This window comes from Lentzea sp. NPDC004789 (assembly GCF_053601075.1).
Map to the genome: position 1 here is coordinate 48779 of NZ_JBSGBE010000004.1, position 15692 is coordinate 64470.

General features: G+C 69.6%; 13 protein-coding genes. 9 read left to right on the forward strand and 4 right to left on the reverse strand.

The annotated features are described in order from the left end of the window. Positions 1 to 30 precede the first annotated feature (30 nt). The 3 genes from ACWEIJ_RS10590 to ACWEIJ_RS10600 all read right to left on the reverse strand — a co-directional run bounded on the left by ACWEIJ_RS10590 (position 31) and on the right by ACWEIJ_RS10600 (position 3587). Positions 31 to 1905, reverse strand: coding sequence for an acyl-CoA dehydrogenase family protein (locus ACWEIJ_RS10590; RefSeq protein WP_449836910.1), 1875 nt, complete (start codon positions 1903 to 1905; stop codon positions 31 to 33). Positions 1906 to 2043: 138 nt separating this feature from the next. Further along, a complete protein-coding gene (locus ACWEIJ_RS10595; protein WP_449836911.1) occupies positions 2044 to 2736 on the reverse strand; it encodes a DUF305 domain-containing protein in 693 nt (230 codons plus the stop codon). Continuing rightward, positions 2736 to 3587: a DUF3105 domain-containing protein gene (locus ACWEIJ_RS10600; RefSeq protein WP_449836912.1), complete on the reverse strand. Its 852-nt coding sequence runs from the start codon at positions 3585 to 3587 to the stop codon at positions 2736 to 2738. The genes ACWEIJ_RS10595 and ACWEIJ_RS10600 overlap by 1 nt, the downstream gene beginning before the upstream one ends. Positions 3588 to 3757: 170 nt before the next feature. Between ACWEIJ_RS10600 and argS the strand changes: the two genes are divergently transcribed. The 6 genes from argS (at position 3758) to rho (ending at position 12283) form a co-directional block, all read left to right on the forward strand. Continuing rightward, positions 3758 to 5386 (forward strand): arginine--tRNA ligase, encoded by a 1629-nt coding sequence (argS, locus tag ACWEIJ_RS10605; protein WP_449836913.1) that lies wholly within the window; start codon positions 3758 to 3760, stop codon positions 5384 to 5386. Further along, entirely contained in the window at positions 5386 to 6804 is a 1419-nt protein-coding gene (gene lysA / locus ACWEIJ_RS10610) for a diaminopimelate decarboxylase (RefSeq protein WP_449836914.1), read from the forward strand. The genes argS and lysA overlap by 1 nt, the downstream gene beginning before the upstream one ends. Beyond that, positions 6801 to 8102, forward strand: a complete 1302-nt coding sequence (locus ACWEIJ_RS10615) for a homoserine dehydrogenase (protein ID WP_449836915.1) — start codon at positions 6801 to 6803, stop codon at positions 8100 to 8102. Before lysA ends, ACWEIJ_RS10615 begins: the two co-directional genes overlap by 4 nt. Further along, complete coding sequence (thrC, locus tag ACWEIJ_RS10620) at positions 8099 to 9163, forward strand: threonine synthase (protein WP_449836916.1); 1065 nt, start codon at positions 8099 to 8101, stop codon at positions 9161 to 9163. Before ACWEIJ_RS10615 ends, thrC begins: the two co-directional genes overlap by 4 nt. Beyond that, positions 9160 to 10005 (forward strand): homoserine kinase, encoded by an 846-nt coding sequence (gene thrB, locus ACWEIJ_RS10625; RefSeq protein WP_449836917.1) that lies wholly within the window; start codon positions 9160 to 9162, stop codon positions 10003 to 10005. The genes thrC and thrB overlap by 4 nt, the downstream gene beginning before the upstream one ends. Before the next feature lie 322 nt (positions 10006 to 10327). Further along, positions 10328 to 12283 (forward strand): transcription termination factor Rho, encoded by a 1956-nt coding sequence (rho, locus tag ACWEIJ_RS10630; RefSeq protein WP_449836918.1) that lies wholly within the window; start codon positions 10328 to 10330, stop codon positions 12281 to 12283. A 173-nt stretch (positions 12284 to 12456) separates the two neighbouring features. Here the strand turns inward: rho and ACWEIJ_RS10635 are convergent, their stop codons facing one another. Further along, a complete protein-coding gene (locus tag ACWEIJ_RS10635; RefSeq protein ID WP_449836919.1) occupies positions 12457 to 12843 on the reverse strand; it encodes a hypothetical protein in 387 nt (128 codons plus the stop codon). A 254-nt stretch (positions 12844 to 13097) separates the two neighbouring features. Here ACWEIJ_RS10635 and rpmE point away from each other — a divergent pair, with 254 nt between their 5' ends. The 3 genes from rpmE (at position 13098) to ACWEIJ_RS10650 (ending at position 15691) form a co-directional block, all read left to right on the forward strand. After that, positions 13098 to 13310: a 50S ribosomal protein L31 gene (gene rpmE, locus ACWEIJ_RS10640; protein ID WP_355436719.1), complete on the forward strand. Its 213-nt coding sequence runs from the start codon at positions 13098 to 13100 to the stop codon at positions 13308 to 13310. 85 nt (positions 13311 to 13395) lie between these two features. Continuing rightward, complete coding sequence (gene prfA, locus ACWEIJ_RS10645; protein WP_449836920.1) at positions 13396 to 14460, forward strand: peptide chain release factor 1; 1065 nt, start codon at positions 13396 to 13398, stop codon at positions 14458 to 14460. A gap of 22 nt (positions 14461 to 14482) precedes the next feature. Beyond that, a complete protein-coding gene (locus tag ACWEIJ_RS10650) occupies positions 14483 to 15691 on the forward strand; it encodes an acyl-CoA thioester hydrolase/BAAT C-terminal domain-containing protein (RefSeq protein ID WP_449836921.1) in 1209 nt (402 codons plus the stop codon). Position 15692 lies beyond the last annotated feature (1 nt).

A 15692-nucleotide genomic window follows, 5' to 3' on the forward strand; every position in this document is an offset into this window, starting at 1 on the left:
ACCATCAGCCTGCCCAGTGCAGTAACGGCCTCAGCGCGGCGTCGGCCGGTGCACGTTCGTCGCCGTCGACTCCCGATGTGTCGAGTCCGCGATCCACCGGCCGGGGATGGACGCGTCCAGCACGCCCTCCTCCAGCCACGTGTAGTTGCCGTCGAGCACCTGCTTGGCCAGCAGCACGTCGCTGTCGTCGGTGTTCTTCCACAGCTTCTCGAACAGCTCGTCGACCCGGATCCGCGCCTGCTTGGCGAACGCGTCCGCCAGGAGCTGGGCGTTGGGGTTGGAGTCCTGCGCGGCCCGCACGCACGCGGCGCTGATCGCGAACAGCTCGGCGCCGATGTCGACGATCCGGCTGAGGAACCGCTGCTTGCGCTCCATCTTCCCCTGCCACCGCGACATGGCGTAGAACGTCTGCCGCGCGAGCTTGCGCGCCGACCGCTCGACGAACCTCAGGTGCCTGGCGAGCGGCCCGAACTCCGTGTACCCGGCCGGGCTCTGGCCCTTGCCGACGACCAGCGTGGGCAGCCACTTCGCGTAGAACCCGCCGGCCTTGGCCGCCGCCCTCATCTTCGCCTGCCGGTCGGCGTCGGGGTCGATGATGTCGCCGGCGACGCTGAGGTGCGCGTCGACGGCCTCGCGGGCGATCAGCAGGTGCATGATCTCGGTGGAGCCCTCGAAGATCCGGTTGATGCGCAGGTCGCGCAGCACCTGCTCGGCCGCGATGCCGCGTTCGCCGCGCGCCGCCTGCGACTCGGCCGTCTCGTAGCCGCGGCCGCCGCGGATCTGCACCAGCTCGTCGGCCACCAGCCAGGCCTTCTCGGACGCGTAGAGCTTCGCCAGCGCGGCCTCGATGCGGATGTCGTGGCTGCCGGCGTCCGCGAGCTCGGAACTGAGGTCCAGCACGGCTTCCAGCGCGTACGCCGTCGCCGCGATGTAGGCGATCTTGCCGGCGATGGCCTCGTGCTTGCCGACCGGCAGACCCCACTGGATGCGCTCGTTCGACCACTCGCGAGCGATCTTCAGGCACCACTTCGCCGAACCGGCGCACAGCGCGGGCAGGCTCAGCCGTCCGGTGTTCAGGGTGGCCAGCGCGATCTTGAGCCCAGCGCCTTCCTTGCCGATCACGTTCTTCTTGGGCACGCGGACGTCGTGGAACCTCGTGACGCCGTTTTCGAGGCCTCGCAGGCCCATGAACGCGTTGCGGTTCTCGACGGTGATGCCCTCGGCGTCCGCTTCGACGACGAACGCGGTGATGCCCTTGTTCGGCACCTGGGCCATGACGACCAGAAGATCGGCCACGACACCGTTGGTGGTCCACAACTTCACGCCGTTGAGCACGTAGTCGTCGCCGTCGGGGGTGGCGATGGTGCCGAGGCGGGCCGGGTCCGAGCCGACGTCCGGTTCGGTGAGCAGGAACGCGGTGATCTCGCCCTTGGCACACCGGGGCAGGAACTCCTGCTTCTGCTCGGGACTGCCGAACATCGCGATCGGCTGCGGCACGCCGATGGACTGGTGCGCGCTCAGCATCGCGCCGATCGCGGGGCTCGCCGAGCCGACCAGCATCAGCGCCTTGTTGTAGTAGACCTGGGTCAGGCCGATGCCGCCGTACTCCGGCTTGATCTTCATGCCGAACGCGCCGAGGTCCTTCAGGCCCTTCAGCACGTCGTCGGGGATCTGGGCGTCCCGCTCGATGACGGTGTTGTCGATGTGGGACTCGGTGAACTCGCGCAGCTTCTCGAGGAAGGCCTCGCCGCGCTCCCGGTCCTGCGCCGTGCCACTCGGATGCGGGTGGATGAGGTCGATGCGGAAGTGACCGAGGAAGAGCTCCTTGCCGAAGCTCGGTCGCTGCCAGCGGGTTTCCCGTGCTTGTTCGGCGACCTGCCTGGCCGCGCGCTCGTCGACGGTCATGGTTACCTCCGAGTAGGGGTGTGACCCACGTTACTCGGCGGTAGGCGGATGTCCACCGGCTCTGGGGGTGAAAACGATGAAGGGAACCTTCCTCCACTTGAGGTGGAGAAAGGTTCCCTTCATCGAGGAAGCACCGGGCTACGGCAGCGGGGCGGCTCCGCGCTTGGCCAGGTAGTCCTTCATCAGTTCCACTTCGGCGGACTGCGACTTCAGCATGTTGTCCGCCAGCGTCCGGACGAACGGCTGGCCGGCGTGCGTGGCCGCGTACTCGGCCATCGGCGCGCCGCCGGTGTGGTGGCGGAGCATCAGCTGCAGGAAGTAGACGTCGAACTCGCGTCCGGTCAGCGTCCGCAGCTTGGCCAGCTCGTCGGTCACGGCCATGCCGGGCATCAGCGGCTTGCCGGCCTCCGGCGTGGTGGCGCCGTGGCCGTGCACGCCCGCGTCGTTCATCCACGCCATGTAGACGCCCGACACGTTCTGCTCGTGCTCGTTCCACATCATCAGCCACCCCTTCATCCGCCCGACCTGTTCGAGCTGGGTGGAGGCGATGTCGAACGCCAGCTGCCTGATCTCCGGATCGGCGGACCGATCGCGGGCGATGTTGGCCATCTGGATGCCCTGCAGGTGGTGCTGCGCCATGTCCTGGCAGAAGCCGACGTCGACGGAACCGGACGCCGGCACCGCGGAGGACGTTGAACCCGGCAGCTTCACGAGCAGGCCCACCGCCGCGCCCAGCAGGAGCACGGCGAGCACGGCGGCACCGATGACGAGGGCGCGGGCGACCCCGGAGGGACGCCCGGACACCTCGGTCTCCTCGGCGGGAGTGCTCATCAGCTCGACGGCGGCGTCGACGGGGATCCCGACGACGGAGGCGTCGCCGGCGAACCCGACGACGGCGGCGTGCTCATGTTCTGCGCGGCCTCGGTCTTCGACTCGTCCTTGCCGCCGTCCATCGGCACGGCGTCCGCGCCCGGCTTCTCGGCCACGAACGGGGCCGGGTTCGACTGGAACTGCGGGTTCTCGCAGGACGCGCCGACCTCGGGGTAGGTGTTCGGGTTGCGCAGCAGCGACGAGATGAACTGGTCGATGCGCTCGTCGTCGGCCTTCTCGACCTTCAGCTGGTGGCCCCAGGACTGCAGCGAGATCGGCTTGTCGAGGCCGGGGTACGGCGACATCATCGTGTACGGGACGCCCTCGACCTTGGTCTTGAGCTTCGCGAGCGCGTCGTCCTTGACCTGGTCGGGGTTGTAGGCGATCCAGACGGCGCCGTGCTCGAGGCCGTGGACCATGTTCTCGGTGCGGACGGCCTTGTCGTAGACGACACCGGTGCAGTCGGCCCACTGGCCGTCGTGCGGACCGCCGAAGGGCGGGCTCTGGTCGTAGGCGACGCGCTGGGTCGGCTCGACGTGGCGGGAGCCCTTGTACTCCTTGATCACGATGCCCGCGAGCTGCGTCGACGGGTCCTTGTTCGTGTCGGAGGGCTTCCACTTGGCCAGGGCGGCCTCTTTGACGTTGTTCGCGTGGATCTGCGAATACGCGTATCCGAACACGCCGCCGGCCAGGCCGAGCACGGCGATCACCGCGATGATCGTTCCCCACGGCTTCGGCTTGCTCGCCACCACCGAGGAACGGGCGGCCGCCACGCTGCTGCGTGTGGCCTTCGTCTTCTTGCCGCTTACCATGTCCGCCTCAGATGTCGTCCTGGTCAACCGGGCGCCAGTGTAGGGACTTCGTGTCTGGTCACTGTCAGCGCGTAGCGATACCACGTCCTCGTTAACACTTGCCGTCTCACCCTCCGAGACCCGGTAACCCGGTCGAGACCTGCGACAACGCTTCTCTAGACTCATGCGTCGTGACCCCCGAAGCGCTCGCCGATCTCGTTCGGAGCACGGTTGCCCGGTTGCTGGGCGACCGAGGCCTGGACGCCACCTCGCTGCCCGCGCAGGTGACGGTCGAGCGACCCAGGAACTCCGAGCACGGCGACTACGCCACGAACATCGCGCTCCAGCTCGCCAAGAAGGCCGGCGTCGCGCCGCGCGACCTCGCCACGTGGCTCGCCGAGGCCCTGCGGGGGCAGAAGGCCATCGCGAAGGCCGACGTGGCCGGTCCCGGCTTCATCAACCTCACCATCGCCACCGAGGCGCAGGGCGCGATCGTCGAGGACGCGCTGAAGGACGGCTACGGCACGGGCTCGGAACTGGCCGGCAAGAAGATCAACCTGGAGTTCGTCTCCGCGAACCCGACCGGCCCCATCCACCTGGGCGGCGCGCGCTGGGCGGCCGTCGGCGACGCGCTCGGCCGGGTCCTCGAAGCCCGCGGTGCCGAGGTCACGCGGGAGTACTACTTCAACGACGCGGGCGCGCAGATCGACAGGTTCGTCCGGTCGCTGATCGCCGCCGCGAAGGGCGAACCGGCCCCCGAGGACGGCTACACGGGCACGTACGTGAGCGACATCGCGGCCGAGGTCCTGCGCCGCGAGCCCGGTGCGCTCGCCGACCCCGAGACCGTGCGCAGGGTCGGCGTCGGGCTGATGTTCGACGAGATCAAGCGCACCCTGCACGAGTTCGGCACCGACTTCGACGTCTACTTCCACGAGGACTCGCTGCACCAGGACGGCCGCGTCGCCGAGGCCGTCGAGCGGATCAAGGCGAACGGGGCGCTCTACGAGAAGGACGGCGCCTGGTGGCTGCGGTCCACCGACTACGGCGACGACAAGGACCGGGTCGTGATCAAGAGCGACGGCGCCCCGGCCTACATCGCCGGCGACATCGCGTACTTCCTCGACAAGCGGGCCCGCGGGGCCGACCTCTGCATCTACATGCTCGGCGCGGACCACCACGGCTACGTCAGCCGGCTCAAGGCCGCCGCGGCGGCCCTGGGCGACGACCCGGCCACCGTCGAGGTGCTGATCGGCCAGCTGGTGAACCTCGTCAGCGGCGGTCAGCCCGTGCGGATGAGCAAGCGCGCGGGCACCGTCATCACCATGGACGACCTGGTCGAGGCGGTCGGCGTGGACGCGGCGCGCTACGCCATGATCCGCTCGTCCGTCGACTCGTCCCTGGACATCGACCTCGACCTGCTGCGCAAGCACAGCAACGACAACCCGGTCTACTACGTGCAGTACGCCCACGCGCGCACGTCGTCGATCCTGCGCAACGCCGCCGACCTCGGCATCACCCCCGGAGAGGACTTCGCGCTGCTCACCCACGAGCGCGAAGGCGACCTCATCCGCACCATCGGCGAGTTCCCGCGCGTGGTGGCCACCGCCGCCGAACTGAGGGAACCGCACCGCGTGGCTCGTTATCTGGAAGAGCTCGCGGGCACGTACCACCGCTTCCAGCAGGACTGCCGCGTGCTTCCACGCGGCGACGAGGAGACGACTCCGTTGCACCAGGTCAGGCTTCAGCTCGTGAACGCCACGAGGCGTGTCTTCGCCGCAGGTCTCGGCCTGCTCGGCGTGACCGCCCCGGAGCGCATGTGATGCGCGCGCACCCGGCCGGACCCCGGCACGCCGACGTTCTCGTTCCCGGCAGCACCGCCGGCGACCGCCCTTCGACCTCCGAGCAGCTCGACCACCTGCCCCCGCACGTGTGGCCCCGCAACGCCAGGCGCAACGCCGACGGCGTCGTGGAGCTGGCGGGCGTGGACGTGCGCGGGCTCGCCGAGCAGTACGGCACCCCGCTGTTCGTCATGGACGAGCAGGACTTCCGCGCGCGCTGCCGCGAGCACGCCGAGGCGTTCGGCGACCCGACGCTCGTGCACTACGCCTCCAAGGCGTTCCTGAGCGTCCAGATCGCGAAGTGGGTGGCGGAAGAGGGCCTCTCGATCGACGTCTGCAGCGGCGGCGAACTCGCCATCGCGCTGCGGGCGGACTTCCCGGCCGAGCGCATCGCGTTGCACGGCAACAACAAGAGCGTCGCCGAGCTGACCGCTGCGGTCGAGGCGGGCGTCGGCGGGATCGTGGTCGACTCGTTCCACGAGATCGCACGCCTGGACGCGATCGCGCGCGAACGCGGTGTGGTGCAGCCGGTGCTGATCCGCGTGACGGTCGGCGTCGAGGCGCACACCCACGAGTTCATCGCGACCGCGCACGAGGACCAGAAGTTCGGCTTCTCGCTGTCCTCCGGCGACGCGGCCGAGGCCGTGCGGCGCGTGCTCAAGGCGTCCGGGCTCAAGCTCGTCGGCCTGCACAGCCACATCGGTTCGCAGATCTTCGACGCGTCCGGCTTCGAGGTCGCGGCCCGTCGTGTCATCGGCCTGCTGGCGGACATCCGCTCCGAGCACGGCGAGATCGAGTCGCTCACGGTCGTCGACCTCGGTGGCGGTCTCGGCATCGCGTACACGCCGGACGACGACCCGCCCCCGCCCGCCGAGCTGGCGCGGCAGCTGCACAACATCGTGCAGAAGGAGTGCGAGCACAACGGGCTGGAGATGCCGCGCATCGCGGTCGAGCCGGGCCGCGCGATCGTCGGGCCCGGCACGGTCACCGTGTACGAGGTCGGCACGATCAAGGACGTCGAGCTCGACGGCGGCGCGCGCCGCCGGTACGTGAGCGTCGACGGCGGCATGAGCGACAACATCCGCACGGCGCTCTACGACGCGGTCTACGACTGCAAGCTCGTCTCGCGCGCCGCCGAGCCCGAGTCGCGGGCCGTGCTGTGCCGCGTGGTCGGCAAGCACTGCGAGGCCGGTGACATCGTGGTCCGCGACTGCTGGCTGCCCGACGACCTCGCGCCGGGAGACCTGCTGGCGATCGCTGCGACCGGGGCCTACTGCTACTCGATGGCGAGCGGGTACAACCGACTTCCACGGCCCGCGCTCGCCGCGGTGACCGGTGGAGAGGCGCGGCTGCTGCTGCGCCGGGAGACCGAGGACGATCTGTTCCGTCTGGAGGTATGAGAGCCGTGAAACCGATTCGGGTCGCCTTGCTGGGTTGCGGCACGGTGGGCACGGAGGTAGTCCGGCTGCTGACGGACCAGGCCGAGGACCTCACCCAGCGCATCGGCGCGCCGGTTGAGCTCGCGGGCATCGCCGTGCGCAGGCCGAACAAACACCGCGAGGTGCCGGAGCACCTGCTCACCACGGACGCCGCCGCGCTCGTCGCGTCCCCCGACGTGGACGTGGTCGTCGAGGTCATCGGCGGCATCGAGCCGACGCGCGGGCTGCTGCTGGACGCGCTGAAGGCGGGCAAGTCCGTCGTCACCGCGAACAAGGCGCTGCTCGCCGAGCACGGCTCCGACCTGTTCGAGGCGGCCGACGCGTCCGGTGCGGACCTCTACTTCGAGGCCGCGGTCGCCGGTGCGATCCCGTTGCTGCGCCCGTTGCGGGAATCCCTTGCGGGAGACCGGATCACGCGCGTCATGGGCATCGTGAACGGCACGACGAACTTCATCCTGTCCGCGATGGACGCCACCGGCGCCGGCTACGCCGAGACGCTGGAGGAGGCCTCGCGGCTGGGTTACGCCGAGGCCGACCCGACTGCCGACGTCGACGGGTTCGACGCCGCGTCGAAGGCCGCGATCCTCGCGTCGCTCGCGTTCCACACGCGGGTGACGGCGGCGGACGTGTACCGCGAGGGCATCCGCGCGGTGTCCGCGGCGGACATCGCGGCGGCCAAGGGACTCGGCCGCACGGTGAAGCTGCTCGCGATCTGCGAGCGCGTCACGTCTCCGTCCGGCCAGGAGTCAGTCGCCGTTCGAGTGCACCCGGCCATGATCCCCAGGACGCATCCGCTGGCTTCGGTCAACGGCGCGTTCAACGCGGTGTTCGTCGAGGCCGACGCGGCGGGGGAGATGATGTTCTACGGGCAGGGCGCCGGTGGCGCCCCGACGGCGAGCGCGGTGCTCGGCGACCTGGTCGCCGTGGCGCGCAACAAGGTCGCGAGCGGACGTGGTCCGCGCGAGTCGGCCTACGCCGCGCTTCCCGTGCAGCCCATGGGGAACACGCCCACGCGCTACCACATCAGCCTCGACGTGGCGGACAAGGCCGGTGTCCTCTCGCAGGTCGCCGCGGTGTTCGCCGAGCACGACGTGAGCATCGCCGCGGTGCGCCAGGAAGGCCGCACCGAGGACGCCAGCTTGGTGATCGTCACGCACGCGGCGACGGACGCCGCGCTGCGGTCCACTGTGGACAAAATCGGTGGCCTCCCCGTGGTGCGGGACGTCGTCAGCGTCATGAGGGTGGAGGGCGAAGAGTGAGCCCAGAAAATTCGGCTGTCAGAGCAGGCTGGCCCGGTCTCATCAACGCCTACCGGGACCGCATCGAGATCCCCGAGGGCGCCGAGGTCGTGACGCTGCACGAGGGCGGCACGCCGCTGGTGCACGCGAAGCGCCTGTCCGAGACCACGGGTTCGGACGTGTGGGTCAAGGTCGAGGGCGCGAACCCGACCGGGTCGTTCAAGGACCGCGGCATGACCGTGGCCATGACGTACGCGCTCGCGTCCGGGCTGAAGGCGGTCATCTGCGCCTCCACCGGCAACACGTCGGCGTCGGCCGCGGCCTATGCGGCCAAGGCCGGGCTGACGGCGGCCGTGCTGGTGCCCAGCGGCAAGATCGCGATGGGCAAGCTCGCGCAGGCCGTCATGCACGGCGCGAAGATCCTGCAGATCGACGGCAACTTCGACGACTGCCTGGAGCTCGCGTCCAAGACCGCGGCCGAGTACCCGGTCACGCTGGTGAACTCGGTCAACCCGGTGCGCCTGATCGGCCAGCAGACCGCCGCGTGGGAGGTCTGCGACGTCCTCGGCCAGGCGCCGGACGTGCACTGCCTGCCGGTCGGCAACGCGGGCAACATCACCGCGTACTGGAAGGGCTACACGTCGTACGACCAGGGCCTGCCGCGCATGTTCGGCTTCCAGGCCGCCGGTGCGGCGCCGTTGGTGAGCGGCGAGCCGGTGACGAACCCGGAGACCATCGCGACCGCGATCCGGATCGGGTCGCCCGCGTCGTGGACGGGTGCGATCAACGCCCGCGACTCCTCCGGCGGCCTCATCGACGCCGTCACCGACGACCAGATCCTCGCCGCGTACCGGCTGCTGGCGTCGTCCGAGGGCATCTTCGTGGAGCCCGCGTCGGCCGCGTCCATCGCCGGTCTGCTGATGACCGCCGAGGACGATCGCCTGCCGCGCGGGTCGACGGTTGTGTGCACCGTCACTGGCCACGGTCTGAAGGACCCGGACACCGCGCTGCTCGGCGTCACCGAGGTCGAACCCGTCCCGGTCGACCCCGGTGCGGTCGCGCACGCGCTGGAGCTCGCGTGAGGTTCCTGATCACCGTCCCGGCGTCGACCGCGAACCTCGGTTCGGGGTTCGACGCGCTGGGCATGGCGCTCGGCCTGCACGACGAGATCGAGGTCGCCGTTGCGGACGGTCTGTCGATCACCGTCGAAGGCGCTGGATCGGGTGACGTCCCGCTCGACGAGAGCCATCTCGTCGTGCGGGCCGTCCGCGCCGCCGGGTACACCGGTGGGCTCGCCCTGAAGTGCCGCAACGTCATTCCGCACGCACGTGGACTGGGCTCGTCGGCGGCGGCGATCGTGGCGGGTGTCGCAGCCGGATTCACCCTGACGGGTCGCGAGTTGGACACGGACGCGTTGCAAATCGCTGCCGAGTTCGAGGGCCACGCGGACAACGCGGCGGCCTCCTTGTACGGCGGCGTAGTCGTTGCGTGGTCTGAAGGAGAGCGGTTCCGCGCCGTCCGGATGGAGCCCGACGCACGGGTGCGCCCGGTCGTGCTGATCCCGTCCCAGGAGTCGTCCACCAAGACCACGCGCGGCCTGCTTCCGGCCGAAGTGCCGCACGCGGACGCCGCGCACGCCGCGGGACGGGCCGCCCTGGCGGTGCACGCGTTGACGTCGGATCCGTCGGTTCTCCTTGCTGCGACTGAGGATCGCCTCCACCAGAACTACCGCGAGCCCGCGTGGCCCGACACCGTTCGGGTGATCAACGATCTTCGCAAGCTCGGTGTTCCCGCGTGCGTGTCCGGAGCGGGACCCACCGTGATCGCGTTCGGCGACCTGCCGGCCGAGGTCGACGTCCACGGCTTCGACGTGCGGAGACTCGACGTCGACACCGCCGGCGTGCGTGTTCGGCCATTGGACTGACACGCCCGACCCCGGTTGTTGCATAGGGGGAGACCGGCGTCTACCCTCGGGGGCGATCAGTCACCGCGCGCACGGGCGCCGGTGTCGCGCCCGGACACTCGTTCCGGGTCGCAATCCTTTTGTGTTCCGGCCCTGTGCCGTGCGGGCGGGGCGGACGCAAAAGAGGCACCCGATCGCCGTGTGACCTGAGAAAAGTCCCGTGCCTGCCGGAAGCGGTGTGTGCTTCCGTCTGCATCGGACTTGACCGTCGTTCCCCAGTTGACGTGGGAAGACGGGTCCGCTGGGCCGCGTAGGAGGCGGGGCCTGGTCAGGAAGGACATGTGTGAGCAACACCGATTTGCTGAGCAGCGATGTCGCAGCTGCTTCTGGTTCTGGAGCCGAGGAGAACGCTCTGTCCACCCCTTCGAACGGCACGACGCCGCGCCGCCGCGCGGGTCTGTCCGGCATGGTGCTCGCTGAGTTGCGCGAGCTCGCCGGCCAAATGGGCATCACCGGAACCGCAGGCCTGCGCAAGGGCGACCTGATCGCGGCCATCAAGGAGAAGCAGGGCTCCGGCGCCCCCGCGAAAGCCGAGAAGCCGGCGAAGACCGAGAAGGTCGCCGCCAAGGCTTCGGCTCCGGCCGCCGAGAAGCCCGCGGCTGCCGAAAAGCCTGTTCAGCAGCAGCTCGACGTGGCGGAGAAGCCCGCCGTCGTCGCAGCTCCCGCCGAGACCGGCTCGTCCGAGGAGGGCGGCCGCCGAGGCAACCGCCGTCGTCGTTCCGGCCGTGGTGGCGGCAACGCCGAGGCCGGCGAGGGCCAGCAGCCCGAGCAGCGCGCCGAGCGCCCGGAGCGGCAGGAGCGCGCTGAGCGTTCCGAGCGTTCCGGTGAGCGCCAGGAGCGTTCCGACCGGGGCGACCGGCAGGAGCGCGGTGAGCGCCAGGAGCGCGGCGAGCGTTCTGAGCGCGGCGACCGTCAGGACCGCGGTGACCGGGGCGGCCGTGACCGCAACCGCGACCGCGACCGTGACCGCCAGGGCGGCCAGCAGCAGGGTGACGACGAGGAAGGCGGCCGTCGTGGCCGGTTCCGCGACCGTCGCCGCCGCGGCGGCCGTGGTGAGGGCGGCGAGCGTCCCGACCGCGAGACCGAGGTGCGCGAGGACGACGTCCTGCTCCCCGTCGCGGGCATCCTCGACGTGCTGGAGAACTACGCGTTCGTCCGCACGTCGGGCTACCTGGCGGGCTCGAACGACGTCTACGTCTCGTTGTCGCTGGTCCGCAAGTACGGCCTGCGCCGTGGCGACGCCATCACCGGCGCCGTCCGCCAGCCGCGCGAGGGCGAGCAGCAGCGCCAGAAGTTCAACCCGCTGGTCCGCGTCGACAAGATCAACGGCCTGGACCCGGACGAGGCGCGCAACCGCCCGGACTTCACCAAGCTGACGCCGCTCTACCCGAACGAGCGTCTGCGCCTGGAGACCGAGCCGCACATCCTCACCACCCGCGTCATCGACCTGGTGATGCCGATCGGCAAGGGCCAGCGCGCCCTGATCGTGTCGCCGCCGAAGGCCGGCAAGACCTCGGTGCTGCAGTCGATCGCCAACGCGATCACGAAGAACAACCCCGAGTGCCACCTGATGGTCGTCCTGGTGGACGAGCGTCCGGAAGAGGTCACCGACATGCAGCGCTCGGTGAAGGGCGAGGTCATCGCCTCGACCTTCGACCGGCCGCCGTCGGACCACACCACCATCTCGGAGCTCGCGATCGAGCGGGCCAAGCGCCTGGTCGAGATGGGCCACGACGTGGTCGTGCTGCTCGACTCGATCACGCGTCTGGGCCGTGCGTACAACCTGGCGGCGCCCGCGTCCGGCCGGATCCTGTCCGGTGGTGTCGACTCGACCGCGCTGTACCCGCCGAAGCGGTTCCTGGGTGCCGCCCGCAACATCGAGGGTGGCGGCTCGTTGACCGTCATCGCGACGGCGCTGGTGGAGACCGGTTCCGCCGGTGACTCGGTGATCTTCGAGGAGTTCAAGGGCACCGGCAACGCCGAGCTCAAGCTCGACCGGAAGATCGCGGACAAGCGGACGTTCCCGGCTGTGGACGTCGACTCGTCCGGTACCCGCAAGGAAGAGCTGCTGCTGTCGCCGGATGAGATGGCGGTCACGCACAAGCTGCGCCGGGTGCTGCACGCGCTGGACGGGCAGCAGGCCATCGACCTGCTGCTGGACCGGCTGCGGAAGTCTCGCACCAACATCGAGTTCCTGATGCAGGTGGCGAAGACGACGCCTGGGGCCGAGCAGGACTGATCGCCCGCGCAAGTTTCACGTGAAAAGACCCCCGGTGCAGGTCGCCGGGGGTCTTTTCGCATCCGTTCACTCGAACGCCAAGCCCCGCACCCCCGCTTGCTCCTGGGGCACGCGGGGAGCTTTCGTACTCTCCTGGCGCACGAAAGGGCCCCGCGTGCGGCAAAGCGAGAGGGCTAGCGGCAGTTCGAGGCTGGTTGGCCTTCGTCGTTCTGCACCAGGCACTGGAACACCAGGGCCAGCAGGACCGGTAGGCCCACCACAGCGGTGACCAGCGCCGGCACCTCCACGGCGCCCACCAGGACGCCAAACACCAGTACGGCGGCCAGGTAGGGCCACCTCAGCCAGGTGCGTTGCCACGGGCGGCGCCAGCGGACTCCGCCGGACACGGCCGCGGCTACCGCCACGCCTGCACCGGTGACCACCGGGTACAGCGGAACTGTTGTCCAGGATGCGGTGATCAGGCCTGCTGAGCCCAGCAGGCCGAACACTGCGGCGGAGAACAGGAACGGCACGGCCAGCCACACGCGCTGGTTCAGGGGCCGTTCGGCGGTGCAGAACACGGCACACAGTCTGATGGACGGCCACCAACAACACGGAGCCGTATGTGGCCGAACGGCTGCACCTTGCGCCGAACGGCGTATTGAGGACGGTGAGCGGTTGTGACTTCAAACACCCCGGAGGGCGGTGGCGAGGGTCGGGAACAACCGCGTTTTTGCACGTGTTGAAGGGTCTGGCAAACTAAACGGTCGAGTCCGGCTCCGGTTCACCCGTTACCACTGGGACCCGGCGGCCATCGTCTGAAAGGGACAAGATCTTGAAGGCTGGAATCCACCCGGAGTACACCGCCACCGAGGTGACGTGCAGCTGCGGCAACAGCTTCACCACCCGCAGCACCACCTCGGCGTCTGAGGTTCGTGTCGAGATGTGCTCGAACTGCCACCCGTTCTACACGGGCAAGCAGCGCATCCTGGACACCGGCGGTCGCGTCGCGCGCTTCGAGGCGCGTTACGGCAAGCGCAACAAGTAGCTGCTTCAACGGCGCCTGACCTCGGCAAACGTGCCGAGGCAGGCGCCGTTTGCCGTCTTGCAGGTCATTACTAGGGAGTCCTCAAGTGTCGCAGTCGCTGGACAGCCTGCTCGCCGAGTACGACGAGCTCGAGAAGAAGCTCGCCGACCCCAGCGTGCACGCTGACCAGGCCGGGGCGCGCAAGCTGGGCAAGAGGTACGCCGAGCTCGGGCCGATCGTGAAGACCGCTCGGGAGATCGAGCAGGCCAGGAGCGATCTCGAAGCGGCGAAGGAGCTCGCGGCCGAGGACAAGGGGTTCCAGGAAGAGGTCGACCAGCTCCAGGAGCAGCTTCCCAAACTGGAGGAGAAGCTCACCGAGCTGCTGCTGCCGCGCGACCCGCACGACGGTGACGACGTGTTGCTGGAGATCAAGTCCGGCGAGGGTGGCGAGGAGTCCGCGCTGTTCGCCGGGGATCTGCTGCGGATGTACACGCGGTACGCCGAGCGGCAGGGGTGGAAGGTCGAGATGCTCGACGGCACCGACTCCGACCTCGGCGGGTTCAAGGACGTCACGGTCGCCATCAAGGCCAAGAGCCCGACGCCGGAAGGTGTCTGGAGCCGGCTGAAGTGGGAGGGCGGTGTGCACCGCGTGCAGCGGGTGCCCGTCACGGAGTCGCAGGGGCGGATCCACACGTCCGCGGCCGGTGTTCTCGTGTTCCCCGAGGCCGAGGAGGTCGGGGAGGTCGAGATCGACGAGAAGGACCTGCGCATCGACGTCTACCGGTCGTCGGGCAAGGGTGGGCAGTCGGTCAACACCACCGACTCGGCGGTGCGCATCACGCACCTGCCGACCGGGATCGTGGTCTCGTGTCAGAACGAGCGCAGCCAGCTGCAGAACAAGGCGCGTGCGATGCAGGTGCTGCAGTCGCGGCTCGCGGCGCTGGCCGAGGAGCAGAAGGCGCAGGAGCAGTCGGACGCGCGGCGCACGCAGATCCGCACGGTCGACCGGTCGGAGCGGGTGCGGACCTACAACTTCCCCGAATCACGAATTTCTGATCACCGGGTTGGGTACAAAGCGCATAACCTGGACCAGGTGCTCGACGGTGACCTGGACGCGGTGGTGGACGCGCTGGCCGCCGCCGACCGGGCAGAACGGCTCGCAGGCGGGTAATCCGACGTGAGAGGGGCGCGTTGTGGCCGAGATCCTGGTGAATCCGCAGTCCGCGCCTCTCGACCGGCCGGTCGACGTCGTCATCGTCGGCCTGAAGCCCGGCCAGCCCCTCACGGTCCAGCTCTCCACCGGCGACCGCGCCTCGCACGCCTCGTTCGAGGCCGATGATCGCGGCGTCGTCGACCTGACTCGGCATGCCCCGTTGGAGGGCAGCTACCGCGGCGTTGACCCGATGGGGTTGTTCTGGTCGCTGGAACGCACCGGCGGCAAGCCCAGCCCGATGTGCCTGTCCGTCGACGGCGTGGGTGATCGCGTTCTCGAACGTCTCACCGTGCCCGAGGGCGTCGAGCGCGTCGAGGTGCGGGAGAACGGTCTGGTCGGCACCCTGTTCGCTCCCGGGGACGACGGAGGCGAGCTGCCGGGCGTGATCGTGCTCGGCGGGTCCGAGGGCGGTCTGCACGAGACGGACGCGGCTCTGCTGGCCGCGCACGGGTTCGTCACGTTCGCGCTCGGCTACTTCGGGATGCAGGGCCTGCCCGAGCACCTCGTGGACGTTCCGCTCGAGTACTTCGGCACGGCGATCGAGCACCTCGCGGAACGCTCCGGCGAGATCGGGGTGGTCGGCGGGTCTCGCGGTGGTGAGCTGGCGTTGCTGATCGGTGCGACGTACCCGCAGGTCAGGGCCGTGGTCAGCGTGGTGGGCAGCGGCGTGGTGACGCAGGGGATCGGGCCCGGCGCGAACCTGCTGCAGAAGCTGTCGCACGAGGCGGCGTCGTGGACGCTGAAGGGCGAGCCGTTGCCGTACCTGCCCTGCCACGTGGGCGACGAGCTGCGGGCGAAGATCGTCAACGGTGAACCGGTGCCGTTGCGGCTCGCGTTCGACACCTCCGACGGCATCCCCGAGGACACCGAGATCCGGGTCGAGAACATCGTCGGCGGTGTGTTGCTCATCTCGTCCGGGCGCGACGACGGGTGGCCGTCCGCGGAGCTGAGCGAGGTCGCCGTGCGCCGGCTGAAGGACCACGAGCACCCGTTCCCGTTCGAGCACGTCGTGTATCCCGAGGCAGGACACCTGATAGCGGGCCCGCCGCACCGTCCGGCGACCGACGTGACCTATCCGGGGCCCGGCGTCACCTTCTCGGGTGGTGGTGTTCCGCAGGCCACCGCGCACGCTCAGGCGAACGCCTGGAAACGGACGGTTGAGTTCTTGCAGGAGCAGCTCGGGACCTAGG